Annotated in this window: 17 protein-coding genes and 1 pseudogene; 9 read left to right on the plus strand and 9 right to left on the minus strand. The window is 38.3% G+C overall.

Annotated features, from left to right (window positions below; genetic code table 11):
• The 3 genes and pseudogenes from H6G75_RS31005 to H6G75_RS31015 form a co-directional block, all read left to right on the plus strand.
• Positions 1–114: pseudogene (locus tag H6G75_RS31005) on the plus strand (photosystem II q(b) protein); the annotation flags it as partial.
• Positions 115–281: 167 nt separating this feature from the next.
• Positions 282–1,931 (plus strand): ABC transporter ATP-binding protein, encoded by a 1,650-nt coding sequence (locus tag H6G75_RS31010; protein ID WP_190983725.1) that lies wholly within the window; start codon positions 282–284, stop codon positions 1,929–1,931.
• Positions 1,932–2,204: 273 nt separating this feature from the next.
• The gene (locus H6G75_RS31015; RefSeq protein WP_190983726.1) at positions 2,205–3,248 is read left to right on the plus strand and encodes an acyltransferase family protein; all 1,044 of its coding nucleotides are present in this window, start codon (positions 2,205–2,207) and stop codon (positions 3,246–3,248) included.
• Positions 3,249–3,414: 166 nt separating this feature from the next.
• On the opposite strand, the gene proB is transcribed toward H6G75_RS31015, so the two are convergent.
• From proB to H6G75_RS31060, 8 genes are all read right to left on the minus strand, one after another.
• The gene (proB, locus tag H6G75_RS31025) at positions 3,415–4,524 is read right to left on the minus strand and encodes a glutamate 5-kinase (protein ID WP_062289919.1); all 1,110 of its coding nucleotides are present in this window, start codon (positions 4,522–4,524) and stop codon (positions 3,415–3,417) included.
• A gap of 238 nt (positions 4,525–4,762) precedes the next feature.
• The gene (locus H6G75_RS31030; RefSeq protein WP_190983727.1) at positions 4,763–5,302 is read right to left on the minus strand and encodes a YqeG family HAD IIIA-type phosphatase; all 540 of its coding nucleotides are present in this window, start codon (positions 5,300–5,302) and stop codon (positions 4,763–4,765) included.
• 309 nt (positions 5,303–5,611) lie between these two features.
• The gene (locus H6G75_RS31035) at positions 5,612–6,184 is read right to left on the minus strand and encodes a DUF3727 domain-containing protein (RefSeq protein WP_062289912.1); all 573 of its coding nucleotides are present in this window, start codon (positions 6,182–6,184) and stop codon (positions 5,612–5,614) included.
• A 129-nt stretch (positions 6,185–6,313) separates the two neighbouring features.
• The gene (gene ruvX / locus H6G75_RS31040) at positions 6,314–6,781 is read right to left on the minus strand and encodes a Holliday junction resolvase RuvX (RefSeq protein ID WP_190983728.1); all 468 of its coding nucleotides are present in this window, start codon (positions 6,779–6,781) and stop codon (positions 6,314–6,316) included.
• 72 nt (positions 6,782–6,853) lie between these two features.
• Complete coding sequence (locus H6G75_RS31045; RefSeq protein WP_190983729.1) at positions 6,854–8,092, minus strand: GNAT family N-acetyltransferase; 1,239 nt, start codon at positions 8,090–8,092, stop codon at positions 6,854–6,856.
• A gap of 224 nt (positions 8,093–8,316) precedes the next feature.
• Complete coding sequence (locus H6G75_RS31050; RefSeq protein WP_190983730.1) at positions 8,317–8,571, minus strand: hypothetical protein; 255 nt, start codon at positions 8,569–8,571, stop codon at positions 8,317–8,319.
• A 138-nt stretch (positions 8,572–8,709) separates the two neighbouring features.
• A complete protein-coding gene (locus H6G75_RS31055) occupies positions 8,710–9,384 on the minus strand; it encodes a response regulator transcription factor (RefSeq protein WP_190983731.1) in 675 nt (224 codons plus the stop codon).
• 166 nt (positions 9,385–9,550) lie between these two features.
• Entirely contained in the window at positions 9,551–9,838 is a 288-nt protein-coding gene (locus H6G75_RS31060) for a Mo-dependent nitrogenase C-terminal domain-containing protein (RefSeq protein ID WP_190983732.1), read from the minus strand.
• Between the two features lie 197 nt (positions 9,839–10,035).
• Here H6G75_RS31060 and H6G75_RS31065 point away from each other — a divergent pair, with 197 nt between their 5' ends.
• Positions 10,036–10,644, plus strand: a complete 609-nt coding sequence (locus tag H6G75_RS31065) for a class I SAM-dependent methyltransferase (RefSeq protein ID WP_190983733.1) — start codon at positions 10,036–10,038, stop codon at positions 10,642–10,644.
• Positions 10,645–10,655: 11 nt separating this feature from the next.
• Here H6G75_RS31065 and H6G75_RS31070 read toward each other — a convergent pair whose 3' ends face one another.
• Positions 10,656–11,144, minus strand: a complete 489-nt coding sequence (locus H6G75_RS31070; protein WP_190983734.1) for a GNAT family N-acetyltransferase — start codon at positions 11,142–11,144, stop codon at positions 10,656–10,658.
• Positions 11,145–11,278: 134 nt separating this feature from the next.
• On the opposite strand from H6G75_RS31070, the gene H6G75_RS31075 reads away from it, so the two are divergent.
• From H6G75_RS31075 to H6G75_RS31095, 5 genes are all read left to right on the plus strand, one after another.
• Entirely contained in the window at positions 11,279–11,482 is a 204-nt protein-coding gene (locus H6G75_RS31075) for a hypothetical protein (protein WP_190983735.1), read from the plus strand.
• An 861-nt stretch (positions 11,483–12,343) separates the two neighbouring features.
• Positions 12,344–14,566: a PAS domain S-box protein gene (locus H6G75_RS31080; protein WP_190983736.1), complete on the plus strand. Its 2,223-nt coding sequence runs from the start codon at positions 12,344–12,346 to the stop codon at positions 14,564–14,566.
• Positions 14,567–14,569: 3 nt separating this feature from the next.
• Entirely contained in the window at positions 14,570–15,043 is a 474-nt protein-coding gene (locus H6G75_RS31085; protein ID WP_190983737.1) for a response regulator, read from the plus strand.
• 98 nt (positions 15,044–15,141) lie between these two features.
• Positions 15,142–16,335: an ATP-binding protein gene (locus H6G75_RS31090; protein ID WP_190983738.1), complete on the plus strand. Its 1,194-nt coding sequence runs from the start codon at positions 15,142–15,144 to the stop codon at positions 16,333–16,335.
• A 218-nt stretch (positions 16,336–16,553) separates the two neighbouring features.
• On the plus strand, positions 16,554–17,174 hold the full coding sequence (locus H6G75_RS31095; RefSeq protein ID WP_190983739.1) for a hypothetical protein: 621 nt from the start codon (positions 16,554–16,556) through the stop codon (positions 17,172–17,174).
• The last annotated feature ends 238 nt before the right edge of the window (positions 17,175–17,412 follow it).

A 17,412-nucleotide genomic window follows, 5' to 3' on the forward strand; every position in this document is an offset into this window, starting at 1 on the left:
GCTAACTTGGGTATGGAAGTAATGCACGAGCGCAATGCTCACAACTTCCCCTTAGACTTGGCTGCTGGTGAGCAAGCTCCTGTTGCTATCTCTGCTCCTGCTATCAATGGCTAATTTGCTCTGATAGAAGCAGTAAATAATTAATCGAAGGCGCTCTCTTTACGGGGAGCGCCTTTTTGGTTTGGGGTTTCTTGGAATTAGAACAGGAACTTTGGGGAATTTGATACACTAGCTAAAATTTGAAATTATTCTAGCTGGTAGCTCTAGGCTGATAAATAAATATGAGTGATGCTTTATTTTGTATAGAAAATTTACGAGTTGCTTATCCTCAGCGTGGCGGGGAAGAACTTAGATGGGCGGTTGATGATGTATCTTTTACACTGCAACCTGGGGAAAGAATGGGTCTGGTGGGGGAGTCTGGTTGCGGTAAATCTACGTTAGGACGGGCGGCGATGCGCTTGCTACCGCCATCTAGCAGAGTTGACGGCCGAGTAACTTTTCAGGGGCAGTCAGTATTTGATTTAACATTACCTCAGTTGCGAAAATTTCGGGGGGAGGCGGTAGCACTGATTTTCCAAGACCCGATGACACGCCTTGATCCATTAATGACGATTGGTAAGCATTGTCTGGAAACTTTGCAAGCACATTCACCAGAACTATCAGCCAAGGAAGCGAAAGAAAAAGCACTGGCGACTTTGGAAAAGGTGAAAATCCCGGCGAGTCGGTGGAATCAGTATCCACATGAGTTTAGCGGTGGAATGCGACAACGGGTAGCGATCGCTCTTGCTCTCCTCCTAAATCCTAAGTTAATTGTGGCTGATGAACCTACCACTAGTTTAGATGTCACTGTCTCCGCGCAGATTTTACAAGAATTAACTCGTCTGTGTGCGGAAGAAAATATGGCACTGTTGCTGATTTCTCACGATTTGGCAATGGTGGCAGAATATTGCGGCCGCATCGGCGTAATGTACAACGGCAAAATGGTAGAAATGGGGGCGACATCATCGGTATTTGGCAACCCTCAACATGAATATACGCGATCGCTTTTACAAGCAGCTTTGCATATTCAAGCTGTGGATGAAAGTGGAGAAGATGCTTCACAACCAACACTTGATAGTCAATCGCCACTTTTACGAGTTACAGAACTTCAGCAACACTACACCATAGAACCTAATTTGATTGAACGACTGTTTAAAGCAGAAAGTCAGACCATCAAAGCTGTAGATGGAATTAACTTGGAACTGTTTCCGGGAGAAATTTTAGGTTTAGTTGGTGAATCTGGTTGCGGTAAAAGTACACTATCGCGGACTATCTTACAGTTGATTCGTCCAACGGCTGGCAAAGTAGAATTTTTGGGACAAGATTTAACCAAGCTATCACGTCAAGAAATTCGCGCTTCTCGCCGACAAATGCAAATGGTGTTTCAAGATCCCCATGCTTGTTTAAATCCGGCGATGACTGTAGGGCAGAGTATAGGTGATCCTTTGTTAATTCACAATCTGGCTGATGCAGCCAAAGCCAAAGAAGAAGTATTGTGGATGTTGCAAAAAGTTGGTTTAACACCGCCAGAAGTTTATTATCAACGTTTTCCATCAGATTTATCGGGCGGACAACAACAACGAGTAGCGATCGCACGGGCTTTAATTACTCGTCCCAAACTGTTGATTTGTGATGAACCAGTGAGTATGTTAGATGCTAGTGTGCAGTCACAAGTTTTAGATTTGATGCTGCAATTAAAGGCAGAATTTGAGTTAACGTATCTGTTTATTACCCATGATTTGTGGTTAGCGAGATTTTTATGCGATCGCATTGCTGTGATGAATGGCGGTAAAATTGTCGAACTCGGCCCGACAAAACAAATTTTTGCCAACCCGCAGCACCCTTATACACAAACACTATTAGCGGCGGCTCCACTTTTAGCTCGGACTTAAAATCTCGATAATCAATTCAATTATGCGTGCGGAGCAAAATTAGGCAGTCACTGACTTAAAAATTGTGTTTCTAAACTCAGTTTTAGATTTTGTTTTAAGCACAATTATTTTAATATAGTCCGCTTAGGCAGACTTTGTTTGTGTAGGCACGAATTCCAATCCCCTGGTGTTTTTTCCAAAAAGTGTTTTTAACACCATTTAAGTAATTTTACTCTTGAAAAATTTGGGTTAGAAGTGTATCAATAGCTAGGAATTAACACCTCTGACCCAAAAATGGAATTTACAATAAAACAAACGAATATTGCTAAAGGTGTCGCAATTTGTTTAATGTTTGCCCATCATCTATATGCTTTCAAGGATCGCCTTTTAATAGGAAATAATTATATACCATTAATTCCTTTTATAAATGTGGAATTATACATAGGATATTTTGGAAATATTTGCATTTCTATGTTTTTATTTTTATCTGGTTACGGGATGTTTCTAGGATATTTACACTCAGAAAAAAAACTTTTATACTACTCAATAAATAAATTAAAATCTTTTTATTTAAAATACTGGTTATACTTTTTAATATTTGTACCAATTGGAATATTTTTCTTCCCAAAAGTAACTTTTTGGCATTCAAATCAAGTTCGCTACTCACCAGATATCAAAATATTTTTAGAAAATTTTGTAGGTTGGAGTTCAACATATAATAGCGAATGGTGGTTTGTTTGGAATTTTATAATTAGCCTTCTTTTTCTATTTCCTATTTATACTATATTAGTAGATAAAAATATTAGTTTTTTATTTTTTTTAAGTATATTATTATGGTACTTTGGTTCACGTATAAATCCTTACGGACATCTGGGTTTTATCTATTGGCAAATATCATTTGCTTTAGGAATAATATGTGCTAAGTTAAATTTCTTTTCAAGCTATGTAATTAAGGAATTTGATAAATCGAAATGGATCGTGAGCTTCGTTGGTGTATTACTTTGTTATATGGTGAGAACTAAATTAGAGCAAAAAACGTATGATTTTCTAATAGTGCCTTTTTTTATTTATTTCTCTTGTAGAGCCGTTAAAATATTAAATCTGTCTAAATTGATGGCTTATCTAGGTAAATATTCTTTTCCCCTGTGGCTGACTCATTCTTTCTTTTGCTACTATTACTTCCAAAATATTATTTATTCACCAAAATTGTCACCTCTTATATTTATACTCTTAACAACAATGTCACTTTTGTCAGTTTTAGGGATAGAGCTATTAGGTTCTTATTTTATAAAAGTTAAGAATCTATTTTTAAGAAATGTTTTATCAAGTAAACCTTAAATTTTTGAGTGCGTTAAGTGTAGCTATATCGCACAGAGAAAAATGACTCGTCTTCAGTTTGTTGCAATTTAAACTGCTGCTCCAAATCATAGAGCGTTATTTTCTCCGCAGCGATTGTTTTTACCATTTGTATGTCTCTCGATTATTCCCGATATCCTAATTCTATTTAAGTCAAAACTAAGTTATCTCGATGCACTACGGTATCTGCGCCTACATATCCCAAAATTTCGGGAATTTCTCTGGAGTGTCGCCCGCAGATTTTTTGTAGTTCATCGCTGCTGTAATTTACTAAACCTCTAGCTATTTCGTTACCGTTGGTGTCGCACAATTGCACAGCGTCTTGGGTGTCAAATTCTCCTTCTAGGGTTTTGATACCTGCGGCTAATAATGATTTTCCGGCTTGTGATATTGCCGCGATCGCACCTTGATCTAAATACAATTTTCCTGTCGGCACAAGTCCGTAAGCTATCCAGCGTTTTCTGGCGGATGTGGGTTCTGGTTGCGGTTCAAAGTGCGTTCCTAGAGGTTCCCCTTGTAAAATTTTTTCGAGATTGCGGGGAAATCGCCCTTGAGTAATCACAGTCCGCACTCCGGCTGCGATCGCAATTCTGGCGGCGGATATTTTTGTTACCATCCCACCAGTACCCCATTGTGAGCCTTGACCACCTGTTTGGATTTGCAATTGCGCCAATTCTTTAATATTACTCACCAAGGCAATGGGTTTAGCATCGGGTACAGAGCGGGGATCGGCTGAATATAATCTATCTACGTCGGTGAGTAAAAATAGCCAATCGGCTTCAACTAAACTCGCTACTAATGCTGAAAGGGTATCATTATCACCAAATTTCAGTTCCTCGACAGCCACGGTGTCATTTTCATTCACTACGGGAATTACACCCAGCCCCAACAATTCTTTAAAGGTGTTGTAAACGTTGAGGTAACGGCTACGCTGTACTAAGTCGCTGCGAGTTAACAAAACTTGGGCAATTGGCTGCTGTAAGGTTGTAAATAAATCGTCATATATCCGCATTAACCTGCCTTGACCAACTGCGGCTACTGCTTGTTTGAGGGCGATCGCTTTTGGACGTTCTGTTAAGCCTAATCTGGCACAGCCTACACCCACCGCACCAGAGGAAACCAAAATCACACGATTTCCCTGCTGCCTCAAATGACAAAGCGTTTCGGTTAAAGTGGCGATCGTAGAAAGTGCTAATTGCCCGGTTTCTGGTTGAGTCAGGCTAGAAGTGCCTATTTTGACGACAATTGTTTTGGTCATGGTCATTAGTCATTAGTCATTGGTCATTGGTCATGAAGGACAAATGACAAAGCACAAAAAAGCAAAGCGCCAATCCTTCTATAAGTGAAGGCTGACGCTTTACTAGTTTATAGTTATTTGCTATTTACTAGGGTCTTTTATTAGCTGACCCCATGTTATTAATACTTATAATCTCCTGTTTTCTGTGTTTCTATTTTATTCTTAATTATTTCTTTAACTTTCTTTTCCTGACGATTTATTACTTTTTATTAACAACGCTGCGTTTAGGTGTGATGGAGGCTCCCAAGATTTCAGAAATCCAGACTTCAAAATTTCGGACGGGATGAGAACGTAGTGCAGCATCAGGATGAATAATCGGTTCTACGAGAACTGTAAACATTCCTAGACGATTACCAGCTAAAACATCGGTAAACAAGCGATCGCCCACCATTCCTACTTGATGTGCAGGTAAATCCATTGCTTGGAGAGCGGCTCTAATTTTGCGGCGAGAAGGCTTGGCTGCACCCAAGTAATAAGGTAAATTCAAAGCACGGGCAATGCTGCCAATGCGAGCTTCGCTTAAGTTATTGCTCACCAACCACAAATCAACATTAACGCGAATTTCTTCTACCCATTGTCTCAACTCTGGCGAAGGAGTCCCCACTGTGAAAGGAACGAGTGTTTCATCCACATCTAAGACAAGTCCCTTCAGCCCATATTGTTGAATAATTTCTTGAGTCAATTGCAAAACTGAACCATGTAAAATCAAGTCAGGCTGTAAGAGATTGTTCCAAGTCATAGATAATTTTCAGGATCACAATGAAAAATGCTCCCAAGTAAGAGCATTGTTGAGAATGGGTGCAGGGGATCAATAGAGTTAGGGGAGCAGGGAGCAGGGGGAAAGGGGGAGAGTGTGATACCGTTTCACTTTGTGATGATTAGCGACTCTAAAAGTCACGATTTAATCAGATTTCCATCCCCTTCACACCCGGTCACTGAGCGACTTGCCTTGAGCGAAGCCGAAAGGAGCCGAAGTGTACACCCCTACACCCAACTCTAAAACCTTGTCTAAAAATGAGACATTTTTATTTTCAATTTTGAGCAGATTTTATTCCACTTCATTAAAAAGTTGTTCTTCTAGGAGTGGTTGCACTTGGCGAAATTCTTCGGGAGAAAGTAATTCCGGTTCGCCATCTTTGGTAATTCTGGCAAAAAACAACAGTGGATCAAGGGGAGTATAAATAGCGTACTCCTGTTCTTCATGATAGAAGCTGGCGAGTAGCTGTAGTTGTTCTGGCTCTAAATCGGTTTCGTCGTCTTCGATTTCTAAGGTAAAAAGTTCCGACTCATCTACGGCTGGTAGTTCACCAGCAACTGTCAAAGCGTAAGCCGTGTTTTTCAGAATTAGGTTCTGCTCAGATAAAACTGCTTGGGCGGTACCAAAAATTTCGTCAAGGATAGCGTCATCTTCTACTAAAACGGCTTCTTCTTCTTCGTCGTCACCTTCCCAAGCGAAAATTTCTATGGGTGAGTCCACAGGAAGCAGTAAGACGTATTCTTGTCCATCTACAGAGAGCGAATGTTCTATATAACATTCGAGGGTTCGCCCTGTCTCATCTGTCAAGGTGATGGAACCTGTGTGATCGCGATCGTTATCTTCAGAAAATGGAGAAGGAAACATAGCCGATTAGTTAAACTTTATCTTTACCGCAACTGTGAATATTGCTTTCCTGTTAAATGACAAATAATGTCAAGCTAATAGTTTCACATTTAGACACAACTGCTCAGTAATTGCTTTCAGAATATCATGTCAAAAGCTATCCATACTCGACAGCATTTTAACTGGGGCAGAGCGTCGAGAATCTAACCATTGTTGTAAAATCAATGCTGCGGCTTTGCGGTCAATTAAACCTTTATGACGCGATGGTGAGAGATTCTCGGCGATGAGCATTTGCTCTGCTTGAAAAGAGGTAAGGCGCTCATCAACATATTCTATGGGTAGTTTGAGAGCCTTACTCAGTTTGGTGGCAAATTTCTGCACCTGATGAGCTTGGAATCCCAAAGAACCATCCATCGAATAAGGTAAACCAACAACTAGAATTTCTACCTGACGTTCATGGACGATATTTTGGAACTGCTCAACGTCGCGCTCAAAAGATGAGCGTTCAATTGTTGTAATTCCGGTAGCAATTAACCCGGTGCGATCGCATCCTGCTACGCCAATTCGTTTCCGTCCGACATCTAACCCTAGTGCTGAAATATACTGTTTTTTATCCATTGTTATTTGTGCCGCGTAGTGAGTTCTGAGTCTGAGATATTCATCCTCTAACCCTTACCACACAAGCTTTTACTACTTTTCCTGTTGACCATCGACTGATTCATTTTGGCAAGATGGCTCCGTATGACAGTTGTTACATTTAAAGTTGATAGATTCTGATTTGCTTGGCACCGGGATCTCTGAAGATGACTGCTGCCCAGTTTTTGCCCAAGACATCCCGCCTGGTATGGGTTTACGTGCTGGTTGTAAACCTTGCAACACATCTGTCCATTGAATACCTTCTAAGGAGACAAATTTTGATTCTCGGAGTTTGTGCCAAACTGAACGCGACATAATCAAAGTATGTTCAGTGCGTTTTGCCCCAATCCGTTCTAAATATTCTTCTCTTTCTGGTTGGTAGTCTAAAGAAGCCAGTCGCAAACCTTGTTGGGGGAAATCTTGCGCTATGCGTGCCAATTGCGAAAGCAACTCTGGATACAACCAAGTGTAAGCAGGGTGAACTGTCAGCGTTGCCACATGAGGAGTTTCGCCTTTGCGGTCAAGCTGTACTTGAAAATAACCAATGGCGGCTTTACGTTGCGGTTCAAACACATAACCACTGACAACTTCTGTTTTGGTGATCCATTGTTTGACAGCATCGGTCAACGCCCCAAATAAACTGGTTTTAAAATCGCGGGTGTTGCGGTCAAAGACTTGACGTACCAAAGGCGGCATTGATGCTGTATCTAGTTGATAAAGCAACTGAGCATCGGCGTTACTTACTGGCAGCAAATTGGGTAAATCTGGTTCTGCTTGTGCCAATTCTGCCAATAAATCGGCTTCTATTTTCCAATAGGTAATTTCGGCTAAACGTTGAAACCCATTTTGGCGATAGAGAGCTAATGCTTCTATATCGTTAATATTTACTTCTAATAACCAAGTCCGCGCTTCTAAAATCGACTCGAAGCAATGGCGCAGCAATTGTGAGCCGATTCCTTGCTTATCCGCAGCCTTATCTAGCATCACTTTATCAATGCGCCAAGTACTGCGAGTGCGGTTGAATGGTGATACTTGAATCATCCCCAATAGCATTCGCCCCTGTTCGGCGACATAGGCGCAGAAACGATACTGGAGTGGGTTGGGGAACCAACTCAAAAATTTAAGTAAGCCATACCAACGCCGGAGTGATTGCATTTGGCTCTCGGCAGAATTGGAGCCTTCCAAAGTCGTGGCGGTGAATGACTCTTGTGTTAATCGCTCAATTCCATCCAGATCCCGATAGTGGACTGGCCGGATGACAACGCTGAGATTTCGAGGAAGTAATGAAGTCATTTTGATTCAAGCGGCCATTTAGCCTTAACTAACTGCTCGTGGGTGGAACTGTTGCAATAACAATTTTAACGGCTTTCCGTTGCTGGCTATTGCTTCAAAAGGTTGATTTTTTTGATTAAAGACTTACAAAAGCAAAAAAAAGCAGGTTAGATGAGTACGCTATTGGCGTTAACCCAAAAATACCTGCTTTTATTTTATTTGACTTTTCGTTAAATTTCCTATATTTACAAACCTTGCCGAGAAATTAACTTTTCAAAGTTGGCTTGGGTTTGATGGAGGAGTTGTTGTCTGCTATCTTCCACAGAATGCTTGAAGGTTGGAACCAGATTGCGAGCTTGTAGCGTCATGTGTAGCTGTAAATGAGCAACATATTCACTAAAATCTTCGTTTTGTACAGCTTTGCCCGTTAGTAAATGAGATTCCGTTGCCACTGTGTTCTCCTTATCGCACTGTTGATTCACATCATCAAAACTTATCATGTTGCTCGAATTACCTTTTTATTTTGCAATGAAGTTTAACGGTTGTTTGCAATGAGGTTACAGGTGAGAGGTTACAGGTTACAGGTGAGAGGTTACAGGTTACAGGTGAGAGGTTACAAACCTTCATACTTCACACTGCTACTCACGCAGTACATAGCCAACGCCTCGGACGGTTTGAATGAGGCGCTTTTCATTGTTGATTTCGAGTTTGAGGCGCAAGTAACGGACGTAAACTTCGATGATGTTGGAATCGCCCATAAAGTCGTAACCCCAAACTTCTTCTAAAATGCGATCGCGGGTAATTACTTGTCGGGGATGGGACAGCAAATAATCCAGCAAATCAAATTCTTTGGCGGTTAATTCAATTGATCTATTGCCGCGATACACTTCTCTGGTGCGGCGATTTAAGCTGAGGTCTTCAAATTCTAAGATGTCGGCTGCATCAGCTTCTTGGTTGCGGCGCAGATGAGCGCGGACTCTGGCTAATAGTTCTTCCACACTGAATGGTTTTACTACATAGTCATCAGCACCAGCGTCTAAACCAGCCACGCGATCGCTAACTTCATCTTTAGCAGTTAATAATATGACTGGGACTTTATCTCCAGTACTCCGCAAACGGCGGCAAATCTCTAGACCTGATAACCCTGGTAACATCCAATCTAAAATAACTAAGTCGGGATGTAACTCTCGCGCCGCAGTCAGGGCAGTTAATCCATCGTAGGCGACACTGACTTGATAACCTTCGTAATTCAGTTCCAATTCGATAAATCGCGCCAGTTTGACCTCATCTTCTACAAGTAAGATGTGCGTCATATTGATGATGTTAATAATTTCAGCAAGGTAAGGCAGTAATGGACACAGACTGAGAACTAGTTTGATGTATGTCTGAATTAATTCTCAAACAGCTTAGTATAGATTAAAGCAGATAACAAGCGTATGTCTGTAATTACCGATAGCTGACGTTTGTGAATTTCAAAGTTTAGCAATAAACATTTACATCTTCACCACATTCATCAGCAAGATAACATAAAGCACGAAAACGCAGAGTTACTAATTGCTCATAAAAGGGATTAAGTTTGCACATGGCTGGAATGTGAAACAATTTCCGCCCGAATAAAGTGATATCTCTTTCAAAGGGACATTGTGATGGTATCACTCTACACAAAAAATGAGCTAATTGAATGTTATTAATTTCTCGATTTTCTAACCATTTACGAACTTTTTGTAAGAAATCTTTGTGTAAATGAAACAAAGTTATAGATGTCATAGTAATTTACCTAAAGATTAAATATAGATAAATATGATGAAGCGATCGCTTGAGGCTGCTACACTCACAAATTATCTTTTCGTGTAACATCTTTAAATACATATCCAAGTTTTTAGATTTCGGAATCATTGACTAAGTTCCCACACTTGTGAGCCTGCACGTTAGGCTAGATATCGCTGTCAAACAAGTGCAAACCAATGACGGAAAATTTCTTTGCTAACAAGAAATCTCTCTTTAACAACTGGGCTTTTAGCTACGATTGGACATTTCCCTCAGTATTCTATCGAGCTATTCACCAACGGTTATTAGAATATGTTGACGTACCACAACAAGTCAACGTTCTCGATTTAGGATGTGGTACTGGACGCTTATTAGAACGCCTCGCCACTAAATTTCCTGACTTGCGTGGTACAGGTTTAGACTTATCACCCAATATGTTACGAATGGCGAGAAAGAGCAACCGCCACCATCCTCGTTTAATTTATGTTGAAGGTAATGCTGAGTCTCTACCCTTTGGTGAAAGTCAATTTGATGCTGTATTCAATACTATTAGCTTTTTACATTATTTAGAACCGCAAAAAGTTCTCACTGAAGTAGCACGAATCCTAATTCCCGGTGGACGCTTTTACTTAGTTGACTTTACCTTTAAACAAGAACTAGAACCTAAAAAATTGCCAATTTCTCCTTTAGGAGTCCGTTTTTATAGTCCTAAACAAAGAGAAACTTTAGGTTTTGTATCTGGATTTAGCTGTGTCAGTCATCATTACTTACTAGGGCCTGTTCTGCTCACAATTTTTGTGAAATAGTCAACAGTAATTCATTTGTCCTTCTCCCTCATCTCCCACTCTCCTGAGTATTTCATAAACACAACAGGTACTCTTAACAGCTTTCTTGCTAATTGCGAGATGCGAAATTTAGGCTGAAGAGATGGAGGAAGATTTTCAAAAGCAACTGTTAAAAAACCAAAGCGACTATAAAACTTTGATAATTGCTCACCCAAGCATTCTAAATATAGTGGTTGTGTAGCTTGACTAATAAGGTGCTGGGTGAGCAAACTACCTAAACCACGACCTCGCCAAGTTGATCTCACTACCAAACTACCAAGTTCTTGTGCGCCAGCAAAATTCCGCAGTTGTCCGCAAGCAATTAAACTACCTTCACATTCTATAACGGAGAACTGTTGCCAACGTAATTGAGTGGGGTCAAGTTTCGCTGAAAATACTAATGAGCGAATTGACCACTTATCAGTTGCAGTTGCCTGACGCAGAATACATCCAGAAGGTAGTGATAAATTTTGAGTGTACATGAATTTCTTTGTTTTTTAAAAAATAATACTTCTGGCAGAGTCAACATTAAGTCATAACCATATTTTAGATAGATAAATTTACATTCTTGATATTCCTAAAATAAACCAAGAATTAATTATAGGAGTTTATCGTTATGGCGGAAGAACAAAAACAAAAATCTGCTAACAATCAAGATGCTACCCCTACAGCTTCTGGTGGTTATCAAACCCCCTTACAAGAAGATATTCGCAAAACTGGCGATGCTTCGCAGTCTGATGCAAGAAAGACTGCTAGACCAGAAGCACCTGGTGAAGATGATGTAGCAGGTAGCCCTAATCAAGGTACTGAATCTCGTTAATTTTAGAGGCTATTTATAAGGTAAATTCCAATTATCTTATAGGATACTTGTATATATCTTGGGCTAATAAGTCACAAAATATATACAAGCCTCTAGCATATCTTAATTTGGATTTACTTGAAAAAATGTGTCTAAGTTTATATGGGTAAACTGAATAATTTTAAGAAAAAATATTTAATTATTTTAAAAAATCATAAATTGAGTGACTAGAAGTCATAAAAAGCTGATAAGAGACTTATTTTTATATTTACACTTTATTTTGAGTGAATAAAGTAAAATTATGTAGAAACTTTAAAGAAAACATTTCTACAGTATTCTATGAATATGCAAACTCTTGTAAGTAGAAGTAATAAATTAAACCTAACTTGCGATTAAAGAGTTTCGATGCTTCGACTGCGCTCAGTATCCACACTTCGACAGGCTCAGTGCATCGCTCCACTTAAACCTCTTTTAGTCAGCCTAATGAGCATTGAGCGACTCGCTCAGAGCGTAGTCGATGGGTGTCGAAATGCGTCTTCTAAATAATGGTGTCTATCTACTTAATATAAATGTGCAACTTTTGATTGCAAAGTTAATAGTAAACATTATTTATAGATTATTTTTTCATCTATCATTAGATAGATATTTTAGAATAGACAATTAAACAGTTAAATCAGCAAATTTTAGGACAACCCAAGGCTCTGCCTGGGTTGTGTGACTCTGACTTTATGTAGATTGATACCAAATTTAAAGACAAATCTTAAATATACACAAAACTTGCATAATATTTATACATAATAAATGTATCATTTTACTCATTACACTGTTAATAAGCTATAACAACTAAATATTATTTATCATTTGCAATCTTGTGAGTTGCTCATGAATAGACTTTCAGCAAAATTTGTTGCGGTTAGTTTTCCTTTAGCACTATTATTGCTTTGCGGCGTGGGGGTAATTTCTTATCTAAGTTTTCTGCGGTTAACGCAAGAAAAACACTGGGTTATTCATACTCATCAAGTTCTAGAAACTTTAGATCATCTGCACCTGGCACTGAGCAATACAGAACATGCACACAGCAGCTATCTTTTAACCGGTATGGGAACATATAACAAAAAATATGAGCAAGAGATAAAAAATGTAGCAAAACAAATTCAAATTATCAAAAATTTAGCTAGGGATAATATTAAGCAACAAGAGCAACTTCAAAAGCTTGAACTGAAAATTAAAGAAAAATTTTACTTTTTACAGATATCTATTGAAATTTTTGAGCAACAAGGTTTAGCTAAAGCTGTGGAAGTTGCTAAAAATAATCAGACTATAAATACTGATAATCAAATTAAAAATATCACTCAAGTAATGGAAAGTGAAGAAAAAAAACTATTACAACAGCGGATAGCAAACACAGATAAAGGAATTTACCAAATAATTTTTATAGTGTTTTTAGGATATGGTTTGAGTTCTTTTCTGATAATAGGAGTTTATTTATTGCTACAAAAGCAAATTCAGATTAATAAAGTTTTATCAGCAGAGGCAATTCATTTAGAACAGCAAGCAGCTAAAGCAAAGTTGGTAAATATTTTAGAGACTGTGACTGATGCTTTTGTGGCTTTAGATGGGAATTGGTGTTATACCTACGTAAATCAAAGGGCTGGACAAATTTTCAATCGTCGTCCAGAAGATTTGATTGGCAAAAATATTTGGCAAGAGTTTCCTGAAGGTGTGGGACAGAAGTTTTATCATGCTTATTACCAAGCTGTGACCGAACAGAAAGTAATTGAGATTGAAGAGTATTATCCACCGTGGGATCGCTGGTTTGAAAATCGTATCTATCCCAGTCAAGAAGGGTTATCAATTTTCTTTCAAGATATTACGCGGCGCAAGTTGGCAGAACTAGCTTTAGAAAACAGTGAAAAACGATATCGTTCATTGGTGCTGGCGACATCTCAAGCTGTATGGTTAGCAGATGCTCAAGGTTTTCCTAAAGAATATTCTTCATGGATAGCTTTGACAGGTCAAACTCAGGAAGAACTTCAAGTATGGGGATGGCTGAATGCAGTTCATCCTGAAGACCGAGAGTTTTCTCAGTTTTTATGGAATCAAGCGAAGGAATGGAAAAGTCCTTATAAGTTGGAACATCGTGTGCAAGTTACTGATGGTAGTTATCGATTTTTTGCTGTGCGGGGAGTTCCTATATTAGATGCTGATAACCAAATTCAAGAGTGGATAGGAACTCATACTGATATTACAGACCGCAAACTAGCGGAGGAAACACTACAACAAGCAAAAGCCGAACTAGAAGTTAAAGTTCAGGAACGTACAGCCGAATTAGAAAAACTAAATGAAGAACTAAGAAACTCAAATCAAGAATTAGAACAGTTTGCTTATGTAGCTTCTCATGATTTGCAAGAACCATTGCGAGCTGTAACTGGCTATAGTCAATTATTAGTGGAGGAATATCGAGAGAGGTTAGATGAGTCTGCCCAAGAATATATAGATTACATTATTGATGGTGCAAGACGAATGCAGCAGTTGATTCAAGACTTGCTGGCTTATTCTCGTATAGGGACAAAAGGTCGAATATTTACGCTGACTGATTGCAATATTGTGCTGAGGGAGGCTTTGAGTAATTTACAGGTGGCGATCGCAGAAAGTCAAGCTGTCATCACTCATGAGCCATTGCCCAACCTACTTGCAGATAAAACTCAGTTAATCCAATTGTTTCAAAATTTGATTGGGAATGCCATCAAGTTTCGCCGCAAAGATGTACCGCCACAAATCCACATTAGTGCTGCAATAGTAGATAAGAATAGAGGTGTAGGGGAAGAAGATTTGACTATTGACTACCAAATTTGGTTGTTTTCTGTACAAGATAACGGTATTGGCATTAAATCTCAGTATCTTAACCGGATTTTTGAAATTTTTCGTCGTCTACATACCCGACGCGAATTTTCAGGTACAGGTATTGGTTTGGCTATTTGTAAAAAAATTGTTGAGCGTCACAATGGTCGTATATGGGCTGAATCTCAGTTAGGGGTGGGTACAACGTTTTACTTTACCCTTCATGAATCAGCTACCCCAGAAAGTTTAGACAAAGACGTGTAATATATGGTTAATGACAGTATAGAAAATAGTCAAGTATGTCGGCATGTGGAAATTTTGCTAGTTGAAGACTCTCCCAGCGATGCTAATCTCACTATGAAAGGCTTCGTAAATACCAAAATTCCCAATAACTTGCACTGGGTAGAAGATGGTGAAACGGCAATGAATTATCTACACCAGCAAGGAGAGTTTGCTAATGCTCCACGTCCCGATTTAATTGTACTTGATTTGAATTTACCAGGGATGGATGGGCGAGAAGTGCTTACAGAACTTAAATCTGACCCCAAATTGAAACATATTCCGGTTGTGGTGCTGACTACTTCAGCAGATGAACAAGACATACTACGTTCTTATCATCTCAGTGCTAACTGTTATGTGACCAAACCTCTTGATGTCTATCAGTTTCTTGAGGTTGTACATTTAATTAAAGATTTTTGGTTAACGGCAGTGAAGCTTCCACCAGATTTATCAATCTTATAAGTATTATTATATATCGGCCAATATCGATTATGATTGAGCATTGTTTTCACAATCAAGAAATCTGATGCTCATTCAAGCATTTTATATAAATATATTTTATGCAAAAAATGATAATTCGCGTTTTACTGGTAGAAGATAGTCCTAGTGATGCCAAACTATTACATCAAATATTTGCTCATACAGTTCAACATAAACTAAAAATGCTGCATGTTGAACGATTATCAGAGGCAATAAATTTAAGTTTAACAGAGAATAATTCTGAAGTAAATGACTTGGAAAATGCAAATCCCAAACAAGATAAATTTGATGTAGTTTTGTTGGATTTGGGATTACCAGATTCTTTTGGACTAGATACGTTAAAGACGTATAGAGCCGCAGTACCAGATGTTCCTGTAGTGGTTTTAACGGGACTTGATGATGAAGAACTAGCAATGCAAGCCTTAGCAGAAGGCGCTCAAGATTATTTAGTTAAAGACCAAATTACCATTCAGCGATTAATACGGGCTATTCGCTATGCTATTGAACGGGAAGAAATTCTGAGAAAGTTACGAGAAAGTGAAGAAATTAGCCGTCAAGCGTTAGCTAAAGAACAACAACTTAATGAGCTAAAGTCTAACTTTGTGGCGATGGTTTCCCATGAATTTCGTAACCCGATGACTACAATTAGAACTGCTATAGATATTCTGCAAAATCAAAATAATATGGATGAGGCACGAAGAAATATTTATTTCGAGCGTGTGCAAGATGCTCTCAACCACATGTTGCAGCTATTAGATGAAGTTTTATTTCTGAGTAAAAGTGAAACTGCAAAATTAGAATATAAACCTGCGCCTTTAAATTTGATTAGCTTTTGTCAAGAAATTACAGAAGTAATGCAGATGAAAGCGGCTGGACAGAAAAATATTATTTTTAATTATGCAGGAGAATGTAATTTAATTTATATGGATGAGGAATTAATTTATTGTATTTTGACTAATTTAATTTCCAATGCTGTGAAATATTCTCCGCCACACAGTCATATTTGGTTTAATTTAACCTTGGAAGATGATATGGCAATTTTTCAGGTTAAAGATGAGGGAATAGGTATTCCCAAAACAGACCAAGTTAACTTATTCCAAACTTTTTACAGGGCGAGTAATGCGCGGAGAATTCAAGGAACAGGATTAGGGCTGGCGATGGTGAAACAGTGTGTAGACTTACATGGTGGTGAAATTAGCTTAGAAAGTCAACAAGATGTGGGGACGACGGTAATAGTTAAACTGCCTTTACATTACAGTGGTGAGAGTGAATAGTCTGAACAAGAGATGAGTGGTTAGAAGCTAGGTGTTATAGCCATCTTATTTGAGATATGAATAAGAGACTTTATTTAGAGAGACAAGGTAGACAAGGGAGATAGATGTTTGTCAATCATTTAGGATTGCGATAGAGATGAATAAAAATTCAAATAGCTGAAGAGCAGTTAAAATAGTGATAGGCAAAGTTTATAGTTAAACAAGCCAGTATATAAATAATGGTAAACAGCTTTATATTCTCACAAGAAACAATTACGAGCATTCAGGAACGGTTAGAAATCTTGGAAAGATGCCTGAATGAAGATAATGTACAAGATGAAACAACAGCAGAGATATTTAAATTTGCAAAGACTCAAGAAATTACTGTTAGCCAGCTTCTAGAGAAAGGGAGACAATTACAGTACAAACTTAATAAATTTAATAAACTCAGTGAAGTTTTGAATCAAAAAACTCAACTAGGAGAATCAGCAATTATACTTTGCGTTAGATCCAATTTCATTCTTAAAGAAATTTTTGATCAATACTGGTATTTATTTCTTAATAAGGATGGGAGAAAGACTTTTAGAATACTGACTGAAGATTTTGTAGAAGTCTATAAAAAAATTAAAACCGAATTTAACGATGATGTTGATGAGAAGAGTGATGTATATATCCTTGTAGAATCATTAAAGCATAAAATAAGCTCACTAATTGAAGCAAGTTTAAAAATTAACGCCATATCTAAAGAAGAAATTAATGCTTTTGATTTAGGAGACATTACTCCTCAACAATCAGAAGCCATGCTGATTTCTTTGGCATCTACTAAAAAATGGGATTGGGTGTACAGAAATCTTGCATAGTCCTAAATTTATTGAAAAACAAGATGTTTTGAGTATACATAGTAAGCAGATTAATTTATATGGTGGCTCACTAGGTATACGTGATGAAGGTTTGCTAGATTCAGCTATTTATGGTTCTTCAGTATCTAGTATGCTAAAAACATAGAAAATAGAATAAATAAATTTAAAGTTTTATATAAAGATTTAACCACAAGCCTTGTTTTAGTTGACTCCTAGAGGCTATTTACTGTTGACTAAT

Origin of the sequence: Nostoc sp. FACHB-280 (assembly GCF_014697615.1) — a bacterium.
Taxonomy (GTDB): Bacteria; Cyanobacteriota; Cyanobacteriia; order Cyanobacteriales; family Nostocaceae; genus Nostoc_B.